The sequence below is a fragment of the Promicromonospora aerolata genome (genome assembly GCF_042682255.1).
Taxonomy (GTDB): Bacteria; Actinomycetota; Actinomycetes; order Actinomycetales; family Cellulomonadaceae; genus Promicromonospora; species Promicromonospora aerolata.
In genome coordinates, this window is the sequence record NZ_JBHUHF010000001.1 from 4,044,164 (window position 1) to 4,057,945 (window position 13,782).

The window sequence follows — 13,782 nt, forward strand, 5'->3', positions numbered from 1 at the left end:
CCTGTCCCTGAACGAACCCCAGGAGTGGCACGTCCGGCCTCCCGGGTGGGTGTCACCACCCGTTCGGAGCCAGCACCTTGCGGATGCGCTTCTCGCTGACCGGGCCGTCGGTGCCGAGCTGCTGCGCGAACAGCGAGACCCGCAGCTCCTCGAGCATCCAGCGCACGTCGGCCAGCTCGGCGGCGCGTGCGGCGTCGGGAGAGCCCGCCGCGTACGTGGCGAGCGCCTTCTCGTACGCGGCCGTCACGTCGCCGATCCGCCAGGCGAGGTCGGCGTCGCGTCCCGGGTTGTCCGCGGCCTTCGTCAGGCGGTGCGAGTCCGCGCGCAGGTAGCGGGCCAGGTGCGGCAGCCGCCGTGGCGGCGTCGCGGACACGAACCCGTCGTGGATCAGCGACGCACGGTGCTCGCGGAGGTCCTGCAGCGTGTTCAGCAGTGCCAGGCTGCCCGACGCGCGGACCTCCGCCTCGAGCGTCCGGCTCGCGGACAGTGCGGCCACCACGTGCCCGACGACGCGGTACACCTCGTCCTCCAGGTGCCGGCGCACGAACGCCAGCGCGTCGGCGTAGGCCGCGGCCGAACGGATCGACGCGGCGTCGGGTCCGCCGGGCGGAGTGTCGTAGCGCGCCGAGTCCCCGACAGAGGTCAGCGAGACGACGGCCGCCAGCTGCAGGTCAGCGACCAGAGCCTCCGTGTTCGAGTACGGCGAGGCCGCCATCGTCAGCGACTGCGTCCCGGTCCATCGCGACGTGATCCGCCCGGTACCCAGCGCGGCCTCGGACAGCAACAGCCGCCGCACCCCGGCGGCATGCTGCGTGTCCCGCTGCGTCTCGTCCGCCAGGATCCGCAGGGCCACCCCCATGGACCGAGCCTGCCCCTTCACCTTGGGAGCAGCCTCCTCCACGAGCGCAGGGAACCCGCGCACGACGACCCCGGCCCCCACATCGGTAGACACGGAGAGCGGAAGCACACCGTCAGGCAGCCCCGAAGGCCAAGAAGAAAGCCCGCTCTGCTCCCCGACGACACCACCCTCAGCACCTGAGCCGCGTGCCCCCACCTCGGAAGGTGACGGCACTACGGAGGGTGCGGCGGGCGACGACCCGCGCGCGACCGTATCCCCGAACGGAGCGCCCCCTGGGGCGGGTGAGTGTGTCGCGCGCGGGTCTTCGCCCGCCGCACCCGCCTCCCCCGAAGCCCTGGAAACCCCTGAAGCGGCCCGAGCCTCAGCCAGAGCAGCCCCCACAGCACCACGTACAGCAGACCGCACAGCAGCCTCGGCCCGCCCCGCCAGCTTGCGCTGCAGCAGCACCAGGTCCTTCGACTCGTCCAGCACGATCGACGACGCGTCACGGCCCCGCCCGCGCTCCTCGATCACCCGGAACGTCATCCGGAGGTGGCCGGGCAGGCGCGCGACCCGCTCGTCGTCCCAGACCTCCGGTGGCACCACCACGTCGCGCAGGGCCCGGACCGCCCGCGTGAACGCGGCGACATAGGACTCAGCCATGTCGCCGGCACGCATGATGTCCTCCCAGGCCGGACACTCCGCGCGGATCCAGGCGACGACGTCGCGCGCGACGTCGGGCGCCGGAACCAGCTCGCGCCGCACCGCCTTGGGCAGTGACTTGATGGTCGCGATGGTCAGCTCTTCGAGGAGTCCCGGCACCATCCAGTCGAACCCGTCCGGCACGACGCGCGCGAGCACGGCGACCGGGATGTGCATGGTGACGCCGTCGGCGTCGGACCCGGGCTGGAACTGGTAGGTGAGCGGCAGGGAGAGCTCACCCTGGGGCCACGCCCCCGGGAACTCGGAGGTGTCGACCGACGCGTCGCCGACGAGCTGCTCCATCGTGAAGGTGAGCAGGTCGGGCGTCTCCTTGCGCGCACGCGACCACCAGCGGTCGAAGTGTGCGGCGGACACCACCGAGTCGGGGACGCGTTCGTCGTAGAAGGCGAACAGGTCGTCCTCGTCCGCGACCAGGCCCCGCTGCCGGGAGCGGGCCTCGAGCTCGCCGGCCTCCTCCAGGAGCGCGCGGTTGTCGTGGAAGAACCGGTGGTGCGTGGTCCAGTCGCCCTCCACGAGCGCGTGCCGCACGAACATCTCGCGCGCCGCCTCCGCGTCGACCTTGGCGTAGAGCACGCGACGGTCGGACACGATGGGTACCCCGTACAGCAGCACCTTCTCGGTGCACATCGCCGCACCCTGCTTGGACGACCAGTGCGGGTCCGAGTAGGTGTGCTTGGCGAGCGGCCCGGCCAGATCCTCGGCCCACTCGGGCTGGATGCGGGCCACGTCGCGGGCCCACAGGCGGCTGGTCTCGACAAGCTCGCCCGCCATGATCCACACCGGCGGCTTCTTCGACAGCGGCGAGCCGGGGAAGATGGCGAACCGCGCCCCGCGGGCGCCGATGTACTCGTTGCGGGCCTGCTTCTTGGCGCGCTTCAGCGCCACCTCTCGCTGCTGCCCGCGCAGGTGGGCCACCGCCGAAGCCTTCACCTCACCGGTGTCCTGCATCCCGAGCTGCGAGAGCAGCCCGGCCAGGAGTGACCTGTGGATCGTGTCGTCGTCCCAGGTCTGCCGGTACGACGCCGCCTCGGCGCCCTCTGCCGCCGCGCGGTCGCCGTCGTCCGGCGAGATCCGGGGTCGGTCGGTGGGGCGGCGACGCGGCTGGAACGACATCTCGATGCCCAGGGGCTTCGACATCTCGCGGAGCTGCGCCACGACGTCCTGCCACTCCCGGATGCGCAGGAAGTTCAGGTACTCGGCCTTGCACTGGCGGCGGAACGCCGAGCCGGACAGCAGGTGCTGCTGCTCGCGCACGTACTCCCAGAGATTGAGGTACGTGAGGAAGTCGGAGCGCGGATCGGCGAACCGGGCGTGCTGCTGGTCGGCCTGCGCGCGCTGCTCGGCAGGGCGTTCGCGCGGGTCCTGGATGGACAGCGCCGCCGCGACGATCGCCACCTCGCGGGCCACGCCGTGCCGGGAACCCTCGATGACCATGCGGGCCAGACGGGGGTCCATGGGGAGCTGGGCGAGCGTGCGGCCGACGTCGGTGAGCCGCGTGACGGTCCCGCCTGTCGAGCCGCTCTCGCCGGTCGGGACCGTCTCCAGCGCGCCGAGCTCCGTGAGCAGCTGGACGCCGTCGCGGATCGCGCGCGTGTCCGGGGGCTCGACGAAGGGAAAGCGAGCGACGTCGTCCGGCGTGGCGACCACGCCGACGGAGATCATCTGGAGCAGCACCGACGCGAGCGACGTCCGCAGGATCTCCGGTTCGGTGAACTCCGGGCGGCCGTCGAAGTCCTCCTCCGAGTAGAGGCGGATCGCGATGCCGTCGGCGACGCGGCCGGACCGGCCGCTGCGCTGGTTGGCGGAGGCCTGGGACACGGGCTCGATGGGGAGCCGCTGCACCTTCGTCTGCTTGGAGTAGCGACTGATGCGGGCCGTGCCAGGGTCGACCACGTAGTGGATCCCCGGGACGGTCAGCGAGGTCTCGGCGACGTTGGTGGCGAGCACGATGCGCCGCGAGGAGTGCTGCTGGAAGACCCGGTGCTGCTCCGCGCTCGACAGCCGCGCGTACAGCGGCAGGATCTCGACGTGCTGCGGATGTTTCGGGTCCCGGGCGCGCTCCTTGAGGTGGCCGGCGAGACCGTCGGCGGTGTCGTGGATCTCGCGCTCGCCCGAGAGGAACACCAGGATGTCGCCGTTGCCCTCGCGCAACAGCTCGTCGCAGGCCTCGATGATGCCGGTGACGAGGTCCTTCTCCTCGCGCGCGTTCTTGGGGGACCGGGGTCCTGCCGCCGGCCGCCCGGGTCGAGAGCTCTTCGCTGGCGCCTGCCGGCCGGGTCGGTCGGTCTCGGCGGGTTCGGCTCGTGCGGCGGGACCGGTGTCAGAGCTCTCGTCCGGCGACAGCGGGCGGTAGCGGATCTCCACGGGGAACGTGCGGCCGGAGACCTCGACGATCGGCGCGAGGTCGGGGAGTACGTCGGTGACGTAGTCCGGTGCCCCGCCCCGGCGTGCCAGGGCGGCGGGGGAGAAGTGCGCGGCGAACCGCTCGGAGTCGATCGTGGCCGACGTGATGATCAGCTTGAGGTCGGGCCGCTGGGGAAGCAGCCGGGACAGGTAGCCGAGCAGGAAGTCGATGTTCAGCGACCGCTCGTGTGCCTCGTCGATGATGATCGTGTCGTAGGCGAGCAGCTGCGGGTCGCGCTGGATCTGCGCGAGCAGGATGCCGTCGGTCATGACCTTGACCAGCGTGTCCTCGCTGGACTGGTCGGTGAACCGGACCTGGTACCCCACCACACCACCGAGCTGCGTGCCGAGCTCCTCGGCGATGCGCTCGGCGACCGTGCGCGCCGCCAGCCGCCGGGGCTGCGTGTGGCCGATCTGGCCCTGTCGGCCCCGGCCCAGGTCGAGCGCGATCTTCGGGATCTGCGTCGTCTTGCCGGAGCCGGTCTCGCCCGCCACGATCACCACCTGGTGGTCGCGGATCGCCGCAGAGATGTCCGCGCGGCGCGCCGAGACAGGGAGCTGCGCCGGGTACGTGATGGGCGGCACCTCGACGGCGGCTCGCTTGGCGGCGGCCGCCTCGAGCTGGGCGGTCGAGACACGGTGCGGCCCGGTACGGCGCGGTCGGCGGTTCTGCTTGTCCGTCTGTCGGCCCGCCCCGCGGCGACGGTTCCGGCCTCCGCCCGGGCGGCCGCGATCGCCGTCGGACACAGGGGCGGAAGAAGGCTCGGTACTCACAACCCCTCATTGTCCCAGGCGCGGCAAGGTGATTTGCTGCGATCACGCGGCGGCCTGCTGTCGAGCATGGGGATCGCTCCCCATGTCGTCGGTTCCGGATCGGACCTAGGCTGCCGAGATCCTTGTGACGTGCGGGGATGCCAGAGAGGGAGCGAGATGCGTGAGCAGCTGGAGGTAGACGCCGGTGCGGCGGACCGTCGCCGACGGGCCGACATGACGCTCGCCGAGCTGATCGAGCTGTGCGAGGGCCGGATCAACGGTCTCAGCCGTACCCGGCAGGCGTTCGAGCACGGTGGTGCGCCGGAGCGGGTCGCGAGCATGCTGGCCGACCTGGGAGTCACGGCGTCCGGCTGGGACGCCGCGGTGGGCCGCCTGCCCGACGGCGATCCCGTCGCGGTCCGGGCAGGGGCGCGGACCGTGCGGGACGGTGCGCCCGGCTTCGGAGCCGTGGCCGAGGTGCTCGACACCTACGCGTCCGCCCTGGAGTCCGGACGAGCGCGGCATGCCGGGGGTATCGCCAGCCTCCGCGTCGCCCAGCAGCGCGCGGCAGTGCTTCCGGCGATCGACAGCGGCGGAGACCCGGACCGCGCCGAGGGAGCCTCCCAGGCCGCGATCGCCGTGCTCGACCTCGCCTGCGCCGGGTACGCCGCCTGCCAGGACGCCTACGAGTCGGCTCGGGACGCGGAAGAGGCGCTCTACGCGGCACTCTCCTACGTCCGGGTCAGCCACCCGGACCAGCCGCAGTAACCGCCCCCGGAACATGTCAGAACCTCAGGTCACTCGAGTGACCTGAGGTTCTGACACGCTCGCGGGTGTGCGGCGGGTGCGCCGCCTCGGCCGGCTCAGACCGCGCCGGCGGTCAGCATGCCCAGGTAGTAGCCGAGACCGACCAGGGCAAGGGCGCCGATGGTCTCGATGATGGCCAGCGCGAGACCCCAGCGGGCCAGCCACAGGTCGAAGCCCTCCTTGCCGGCGCGGGCGACGGCGATCGCGTTCAGCACGACGCCGATGACCGGCAGCGCAGCGAGGAAGAAGGTCAGGAGGCTGAAGACCGTGGTCTGCGGGTCCTCCTCCTCGGCGGCCTCCGCGGAGGCGCCCGGGGCGGCGACGGCGGTCTCGGCGGGCGCTGGGGTGGCCACGGCGACCGCGGCCTCGGTGACGGCCTCGGTGGGGTCCGCCGTGCTGGAGGCCTCGGTCTCCGCCTGCACCTCGGACGTCACCTCCGACGCTGCGGGCTCGGCCTCCACGACCTGGGTGGCGGCCGCTGCCGTGCTCTCGTCGACGGTGGCCTCTGGAGTCGTGGTGTCGGGCGTGGTCATGTGGTCATGCTCCCCTGGTTGCAGGTCATTATGAAATGTCAGGCCATATTGTGGTGTATCCGAATGGTCTTGGATAGGCCGGTATCGGCCACTCCAGCGGCAGAGGCCGCCGCTCCGGGAGCGGCAGCCTCTGTGCTGCTGGCGACGCGGCCGGGTTCGCGCGGACGCCTCGACCGGTTCGAGTCACATGGTCGGGATGGCGAGCGCCGCATAGACGCCGGCGCCGACCAGCACCAGGTACAGCACCGTGAAGACGATCGAGAGACCCAGGCCCCACTTCGAGAGCTTGCTGTCGAGGCCCGCCTTGCCGGCCTTCGAGACGGCGATCGCCGAGACGATGATCCCGATCGGGGGAGCGATGAACGCGAGGATGAAGCCCACGATGGCCAGGGTGTTCGCCTGCGGGTCCTGGACCGCGCCCGGGACGGCGGTCGCGGTGGGGGTCTCGGTCATGAGGGACGTTCCTTTCACGGCCACTGTTCCGGCCGTTCGACTGCGGGCGCGGGTGCGCTCGTACGGACGCGGGCCAGTGTGGATCATCCGAGATGTACCCGGAAGCCTTCATTGCGTTGTTCGCCCGAATCGTTACCCTTGGGGTCGTGGTGCGTCACCCGATGCCAGGGCCTGTGCTCTCCCTGGGGGGAGAGCGGTTCACCTGAGCGCTGAAAATTACGCCACTTGAGTTCACCTAGGCGTGATAGTCCTGTGCAAGGATCCGAAACGGCACGTACTGCGCACCATGAGATGGCGCACCGACCGAGGGGGCGACGCGTGAACGACCAGCCGAAGAAGCTCGTTCCGCAGCGCTTCCGCACCCGTTTGCACAGGTTCGCCCGTCCTGCCTGGACCGGCGTGGTCGCCACCGTGATCGCCGCGGGCGTGCTGTTCACCGCGTCGGCGAGTGTTCCCGACTCGCACCCGTCCGGCGGCAACGACGGCGAGCTGCCGATCCGGCTCTACGGGCTCATCGAGAGCGTCGCGGTGGGCGAGGCGGAGACCGCCCCGGAGGGCGTCACGCTGAGCCAGATCGTGGCGGTTCTCGAACGTGCCGAGGAGCAGGCGCACGAGCAGGGGCCCGACTTCAGCCCCGCCGTCGCGCAGGCCGCCGCGGAGCTCGGCATGCTCTACACGACCTATCAGATGCAGCAGCTGGCGTTCGGCGAGAACAACGAGGGCCTGCGCATCGAGGACGCACCAGTGGCGCGCGGGTCCCAGCAGGCCGCCGACGACGCGGGGCGTTCCGACACGGACGACGGCGAGAAGCGCGACGGTGAGAAGCGCGGTGCCGACAAGCGCGACGGTGAGAAGCGCGGTGCCGACAGGCGCGAGGGCGACACCGAACGCAACGACACCGAACGCAACGACACCGAACGCAACGACACCGAACGCAACGACACCGAACGCAACGACACCGAACGCAACGACACCGAGCAGGACGACACCGAACAGGACGACACGGGCACCGAGCGCGAGAAGACCCCGGAGGTGCCCGGGCTTGAGGACGAGGTCCCGCCCGCCGTCCAGGTGTCGAACGAGCGCACCTCCGTGATCGACCCGCACGACGACGACCCGCAGGCCGGCTACGTCACCTACGACGAGGTGGTCATCGCGGCGGTGCGCCTCGCGAACATGCTGGACCCGTCGGTCCCCAACGCGCTGGTCGAGGTGCAGGGCGAGGACCAGAAGGCCGAGCAGCGCCGGGGCTTCTCGCTCCGTGCGAACCTGCTCGACGTCGTGAGCAGGTTCGGCGGCACCACCACGGGGTACGCCAACGGCCGGATCCCGGCCGACGTCCTGTGCCCGCTCGACTTCGCACCCGGCCACATGCTGCGCTGCGACGCGGCGGAGCGGTTCACCGCGCTGAACGAGCAGTTCGAGAGGGAATTCGGCTACCCGATCCCGATCACCGACTCCTACCGGTCCTACGATCTCCAGGTGGCAGTGGCCAGCGCCAAGCCACACCTCGCGGCGATCCCTGGCACCTCGAACCACGGCTGGGGTATCGCGGTGGACCTGGGCAACCCCATCGCAGGCGGCAACTCCTCCGAGTACGTCTGGCTGCGGGTGCACGGCCCGGACTACGGCTGGGACAACCCGTCGTGGGCCCGGCTCGGTGGCTCCAAGCCGGAGCCGTGGCACTTCGAGTTCTTCGCGGCGGGCTCCGTCCCGAACCGTGCCATCGACCCGTCCGACGTCGGTACCTGGTCGCCGACCGATGCGACGACACCCCGCTACAAGCCGGCGCTCGACCCCAAGCCGAGCGACGGCAAGTCCGGCAAGGACGACAAGTCCGGGGACGGTCTGCGCGCGCCGGAGAAGAAGCCGTCGGACAAGCCGAGCGGCAACCCGCCGTCGAAGAAGCCGACGAAGCCAGGCGATGGGGCGTCGAAGCCGCCGGCAGACGGCGGTTCGGGCGGCGAGGAACCGTCGGAGGAGCCTAGTGAGGAACCGTCCGAGGAGCCGAGCGAGGAACCGTCGGAAGAGCCCAGTGAGGAACCGTCCGAGGAGCCGAGCGAGGAACCGTCGGAAGAGCCCAGTGAGGAACCGTCCGAGGAGCCCAGCGAGGAACCTTCGCAGGAGCCGAGCGAAGAGCCATCGGGATCTCCCGAGCCGTCCGACCCGGCGTGCACGGACGAGGGCGAGGCCACGTCGAGCGACGCCTCGGTGTCGGCCACCGAGGAGGAGCAGAGCGCGGATGACCCGTGCCCGACCGACGAACCGGACCCCACGCCGACCTCCTCGGCATCGTCCAGCCCGACGGCGACACTTCGCGACGACGAGCTCGCGCCGGTCGACGACCAGGCCGAGGACTGACGGGCGGTCGCGTGACAGTCGAGCAGACGCCGCACGAGCGGGCGACCGCAGGCGCCGTAGGGTCCACGGGGGACCCTCGGCGTTTCCTGCGTTCCGGGCTCCTCGAGGCGATGCCGCGCCGGTGGCGCGACAAGATCGCCGTGACGCGGTACCTGGCGGTCCAGGCGATGCCCACGCTGCTGGAGCCGATGACGGAGCGTGAGCTCACCGATCGGCTGCGTGAGCTGACCCAGGACCCGGCCGGCCTACGGCGTGCGATGGTGGACCAGGGCCTGGTGCAGCGGACGCGTGACGGGGCCGAGTACTGGCGTACCGAACGCACCGAGCACGACCTCGGGTGACTCGTCCGGGGCTCGAGTTGCCCCGAGGCGATGTCTTGACCATATTGCGAGACAACGAAGACTCGCATTTTCAGGATAGGAAATGTCATGAGTGAAGCACGTGCCGTCGCGGCACTCGAGGCGACGGGCATCGCGTTCGAGGTGACGCGGCACGGCCAGGTCGCGAGCCTCGCCGAGGCGGCAGCCGCCCGCGGGGTCGAGCCGGCCAGGCTGATCAAGACGATCGTCGTGCGCCGGGCGGACGAGGACTACCTCTTCGTGCTGGTCCCCGGTGACCGGCAGATCTCGTGGCCCAAGCTGCGTGCCCTGCTGGGCGTCTCACGGCTGTCGATGCCGAGCAAGGAGGTGGCTTTCGAGGTCACGGGCTATGAGAGGGGAACCATCACCCCGTTCGGGTCGTTCCACAGGTGGCCCGTCGTCGCGGACTCCCGGCTCAGCGAGCCGGGGCCGGTGTCGATCGGCGGAGGTGCTCACGGTGTGGGCGCCACGGTCGACGCCGTGGAACTCACGGCGGCGCTCGACGCCACGGTTGCGGACGTGACCGACCCTGTCTGAGGGCACCTCGGGCAGGCGCCGAGCAGGCCCGCAAGGAAGCGGAGGCCGGTAGTTCTCCTTCGTGCAACGTGACCGTAACGCCGTGGGGGTGGACGGAAGTCCCATGTCGGGTGAACACTCGCCCTAGGCAATTCTTGCCCAGCCCGATCAAGGGGCGGTCAGAGAGCACCAAGAAGCGTCCAAGTCAGAGTGCAAGTCAGTGTGTAGAAGTCAGTGTCTAGCGAAGTCGAGGCTCGACCAATGCAGGACGGAGCGAATGACCCCATGGACCCTCTCCCGTCAGACTCAGCGCAGGACCTGGTTCCCGGACGCCCGGGATCCGGCATCGCCTGCCGGAACACCTACGAGGGCACGGTGCTGACCCTCTGGGGTGACATCGACGCGCTGCTGCGCGAGAACGCGAGCGAGGCGATGGCCACGCTCGCCGCACGACCCGATCCCGAGCCCGTCATCGTCGACGCGCGGGATGTCACGTTCATCGACTCCTCCGGGGTGGCCTTCATCCTGCAGGTGTTCGTGCTCGGCGAGGAGACGGGTTCACCCGTCCTCCTTCGTGAGCCGTCCGCCGTGGTGATGGAGGTCCTGGACATGGTCGGTATCAGTCAGCGGATCCCCGTCGTCCGCAAGGCCGCCGCCAGCGCTTGAGCGACGCCTCGTTCCTCGGCCCACACCCTGAGCCGCAGGTCCGGCTCGGACGAAGGAGTGGCACCCTTGTCCGGTGAAGAACTGGGCAGCGAACCTCACCTACTCCTCCGCGCGCATTGAGCGCCCCCGGAACCTCGCGGAGCTCGCCGGCATCGTCGCCGGTGAGCCCCGCGTCCGGGCTCTCGGCTCGCGCCACTCGTTCTGCGACGTCGCCGACACGACGGGCGTGCACGTACAACTCGACCTGCTCGACGACGGCAGGCCGGCTCTCGAGGTCGACCCCGGGACGGGGGTCGCCTCGGTGCGCGCCGGTCTGCGCTACGGCGACGTCGTGGCGGACCTGCACGCGAAGGGCCGTGCGGTGGCCGCCATGGCCTCCCTGCCCCACATCTCGGTCGCCGGGGCCGTCGCCACCGGCACCCATGGCTCGGGTGACGGGACGCGCTCGCTGGCGGGTGACGTCGTCGGCGTGGAGCTCATGACCGCCGCCGGCGAGGTGCTCACCCTGCGCCGGGGCGACGCCGACTTCCCCGGCTCGGTGGTGGCGCTCGGTGCCCTCGGCGTCGTGACACGGGTCGAGCTGGCCACCGTGCCGACGTTCGACGTGCGCCAGGACGTCTTCACCGGGCTGCCGTGGGACGCGCTGTTCGAGAACCTCGACGCCGTCATGGGCAGCGCGTACTCCGTCAGCGTCTTCACCAGCTGGTTCGAGCCCGACGTCCGCATGGTCTGGTGCAAGTCGCAGGCCTCGACCGGTTCGTCCGACGCGGCGGGCGCGGCCGGGGGTCCGGCCGGCGGTCCGGCCGCCGAGCTGTTGACCGGCCTGGGCGCCCAACCCGCCACCGGGCCGATGCATCCCTTGCCCGACGTCGCCGCCGTGGCATGCACCGAGCAGGGCGGGGTACCCGGGCCGTGGTTCGAGCGGCTGCCGCATTTCCGGCTCGACTTCACGCCGTCGCTGGGGGAGGAGCTGCAGTCGGAGTACCTCCTGCCGCGCACGGCGGGGCCGGACGCCGTACGTGCCGTACGTGCTCTCGGCGACCGGATCGGCCCTCTGCTGCTCACGTCGGAGATCCGGACGATCGCCGGCGACGACCTCTGGCTCAGCACCACGCCCGAGGACAGCCTGGCGTTCCATTTCACGTGGAAGCAGGACTGGCCGGCCGTGCGGGCGGTGCTGCCCGGGCTGGAGGCGGCGCTCCTGCCGCTCGGCGCGCGCCCGCACTGGGGCAAGCTCTTCACCGTCCCCGTGGCCGACCTTCCGGGCCTGTACCCGCGGTTCGACGACTTCGCGGAGCTGGCCACGCGACTCGACCCGACGGGCAAGTTCCGCGGCGGATACGTGGGTGAACTGCTCGCCGGGCGAGCCTCGCAGTGACCCCGCGGTGAAGTTTTGGTGAAGTTCCCGGCGAGCCGATTTCCCATTCGGGGGGAATTCCCAAGAAGATCAGGGTATGAGCGACGCGCAGAGAACTACCGCGGAGCCCGAGAAGCGTGAGCAATTCAGCGGACAGCTGGGATTTATCCTGTCCGCGATCGGCTCCGCTGTCGGGCTTGGGAACATCTGGCGCTTCCCGGGGGTGGCATACGAGAACGGTGGGGGCGCGTTCATGGTGCCCTACCTGGTGGCGCTACTCACGGCAGGCATCCCGATCCTGTTCCTGGACTATGCGATCGGGCACCGCTTCCGTGGTGCGGCACCGTTGGCCTTCCGCCGGGTGAAGCGCTGGCTGGAAGGCCTGGGCTGGTTCCAGGTGATGATCTGCTTCGTGATCGCGATCTACTACGCGGTGATCATCGCCTGGGCACTCAGCTTCTTCGTGTACTCCTTCGACCTTCGCTGGGGTGACGACACCGCGGGCTTCTTCACGGGTACCTACCTCCAGCTGGCCGACGTCGGCGGAACCGACCCCTGGTTCACCCTCGACTTCGTGCCCGCCGTCCTGATCCCGCTGGTGCTGGTGTGGGTGGCGACGATCGTGGTGCTGGCCGCCGGCGTCGCGAAGGGCCTGGAGAAGGTCAACTTCATCTTCATCCCGCTCCTGCTCCTCGCGTTCGGCGCGCTGGTCGTGCGCGCGCTGTTCCTGCCGGGCGCCGCCGACGGCCTCAACGCGCTGTTCACCCCCGACTGGAGCGCGATCTCCGATCCGAACGTGTGGATCGCCGCGTACGGACAGATCTTCTTCTCGCTGTCCATCGCCTTCGGAATCATGATCACGTACGCCTCCTACCGGAAGCGCCGCGCCAACCTGACGTCGCCCGGCTTCGTCGTCGCGTTCGCCAACTCCGGCTTCGAGGTGTTCGCGGGCATCGGCGTGTTCGCCGCGCTGGGCTTCCTCGCGAACCAGCAGGGGATGGCCATCGCCGAGCTCGAGGGGATCACCGGACCCATCCTCGCGTTCGTCACGTTCCCGGCGATCGTGTCCCAGATGCCGGCGGGAGGCCTCTTCGGGGCACTGTTCTTCGGCTCCCTCGTGATGGCCGGGTTCACGTCCCTGCTGTCGATCCTGCAGGTGGTCTCGGCGTCGTTCCAGGAGAAGTTCGGCTGGACCCGCGTGCAGGCCGCGATCCGCATCGGCCTGGTGGCGGCGGTGCTCTCGGTGGTCGGCTTCTCGACCACCACGGGCCTGATCGCTCTCGACACCGTCGACAACTGGGCCAACAACATCGGCATCGTCGCCTCCGCGGTGGCGACCACCGTGGTGATCGGTTGGGTGCTGCGGCGCTCCGGGGAGATGCGGTTCCACCTGAACGCCGTGTCGACGATCAGGGTGGGTCGCTGGTGGTCCTTCTGCATCATCGTGCTCGGGCCCGTGGTGCTCACCTACATGCTCGTCTCGCGCATCGTCAGCCTCGTCCAGGACGGGTACGAGGGGTACGCGGAGGCGTACCTCGGCATCGCCGGGTGGGGCACCGTCGTCGTGCTCGTCGTCGGCGCCGCACTGCTCACTCTCATGCGGTGGCGCGTCGAGCCCGACGCGTTCGATGCGTGGCCCAGGTTCGGAGGTAAGTCATGACCAGCGAAGCAATCGCACTGCTCGTCGTCTCGCTCATCGTCGTGTGGGGTGGGCTGCTGGCAAGCATCGTGGCCCTCGTACGCCGCCCGGAACGGACCGACTGGCCGGACGGCTGGCAGCACGAGGGCGGTCCTGAGGACCGGCCCGACGCACCGGTCGAGCACGACACGTGAGCGGAACCCCGGCAAGTCGGCCTCCTGGCCGGCTTGCCGGGGTCTTTACGCAGGTCACCACACACAGACGTGGGTGAAACGTTCACGACATGCGCAATACATCACAATGTGACATCGGTCTCGATCTTCCGGGTTTACGTCAGCGGCACGTCACGGTTAGGTGAGACTCGCACACGAGGC

General features: G+C 70.3%; 11 protein-coding genes. 8 read left to right on the forward strand and 3 right to left on the reverse strand.

Translation table 11 applies throughout. The features are described from left to right. Positions 1–52: 52 nt before the first annotated feature. Positions 53–4,738, reverse strand: coding sequence for a DUF3418 domain-containing protein (locus ACFSL2_RS18030; RefSeq protein ID WP_377199157.1), 4,686 nt, complete (start codon positions 4,736–4,738; stop codon positions 53–55). A gap of 156 nt (positions 4,739–4,894) precedes the next feature. Here ACFSL2_RS18030 and ACFSL2_RS18035 point away from each other — a divergent pair, with 156 nt between their 5' ends. Then, on the forward strand, positions 4,895–5,485 hold the full coding sequence (locus ACFSL2_RS18035) for a hypothetical protein (protein ID WP_377199158.1): 591 nt from the start codon (positions 4,895–4,897) through the stop codon (positions 5,483–5,485). A 95-nt stretch (positions 5,486–5,580) separates the two neighbouring features. On the opposite strand, the gene ACFSL2_RS18040 is transcribed toward ACFSL2_RS18035, so the two are convergent. Both ACFSL2_RS18040 and ACFSL2_RS18045 read right to left on the reverse strand, forming a co-directional pair. Further along, positions 5,581–6,057 carry a hypothetical protein gene (locus ACFSL2_RS18040; RefSeq protein ID WP_377199159.1) on the reverse strand — a complete coding sequence of 159 codons (477 nt, stop codon included), beginning with the start codon at positions 6,055–6,057 and terminating at the stop codon, positions 5,581–5,583. 183 nt (positions 6,058–6,240) lie between these two features. Beyond that, the gene (locus ACFSL2_RS18045) at positions 6,241–6,510 is read right to left on the reverse strand and encodes a hypothetical protein (protein ID WP_377199160.1); all 270 of its coding nucleotides are present in this window, start codon (positions 6,508–6,510) and stop codon (positions 6,241–6,243) included. A gap of 318 nt (positions 6,511–6,828) precedes the next feature. Here ACFSL2_RS18045 and ACFSL2_RS18050 point away from each other — a divergent pair, with 318 nt between their 5' ends. From ACFSL2_RS18050 to ACFSL2_RS18080, 7 genes are all read left to right on the forward strand, one after another. Further along, positions 6,829–8,871 carry a D-alanyl-D-alanine carboxypeptidase family protein gene (locus tag ACFSL2_RS18050; protein WP_377199161.1) on the forward strand — a complete coding sequence of 681 codons (2,043 nt, stop codon included), beginning with the start codon at positions 6,829–6,831 and terminating at the stop codon, positions 8,869–8,871. 11 nt (positions 8,872–8,882) lie between these two features. Continuing rightward, positions 8,883–9,212, forward strand: coding sequence for a DUF2087 domain-containing protein (locus tag ACFSL2_RS18055; protein WP_377199162.1), 330 nt, complete (start codon positions 8,883–8,885; stop codon positions 9,210–9,212). A gap of 87 nt (positions 9,213–9,299) precedes the next feature. Next, positions 9,300–9,767 (forward strand): aminoacyl-tRNA deacylase, encoded by a 468-nt coding sequence (locus tag ACFSL2_RS18060; RefSeq protein WP_377199163.1) that lies wholly within the window; start codon positions 9,300–9,302, stop codon positions 9,765–9,767. Between the two features lie 264 nt (positions 9,768–10,031). Beyond that, on the forward strand, positions 10,032–10,412 hold the full coding sequence (locus ACFSL2_RS18065) for an STAS domain-containing protein (RefSeq protein WP_253878273.1): 381 nt from the start codon (positions 10,032–10,034) through the stop codon (positions 10,410–10,412). Positions 10,413–10,485: 73 nt separating this feature from the next. After that, positions 10,486–11,790 (forward strand): FAD-binding protein, encoded by a 1,305-nt coding sequence (locus ACFSL2_RS18070; protein WP_377199164.1) that lies wholly within the window; start codon positions 10,486–10,488, stop codon positions 11,788–11,790. Positions 11,791–11,866: 76 nt separating this feature from the next. Beyond that, positions 11,867–13,429, forward strand: coding sequence for a sodium-dependent transporter (locus tag ACFSL2_RS18075; RefSeq protein ID WP_377199165.1), 1,563 nt, complete (start codon positions 11,867–11,869; stop codon positions 13,427–13,429). Continuing rightward, positions 13,426–13,602: a methionine/alanine import family NSS transporter small subunit gene (locus ACFSL2_RS18080; RefSeq protein WP_377199166.1), complete on the forward strand. Its 177-nt coding sequence runs from the start codon at positions 13,426–13,428 to the stop codon at positions 13,600–13,602. The genes ACFSL2_RS18075 and ACFSL2_RS18080 overlap by 4 nt, the downstream gene beginning before the upstream one ends. Positions 13,603–13,782 lie beyond the last annotated feature (180 nt).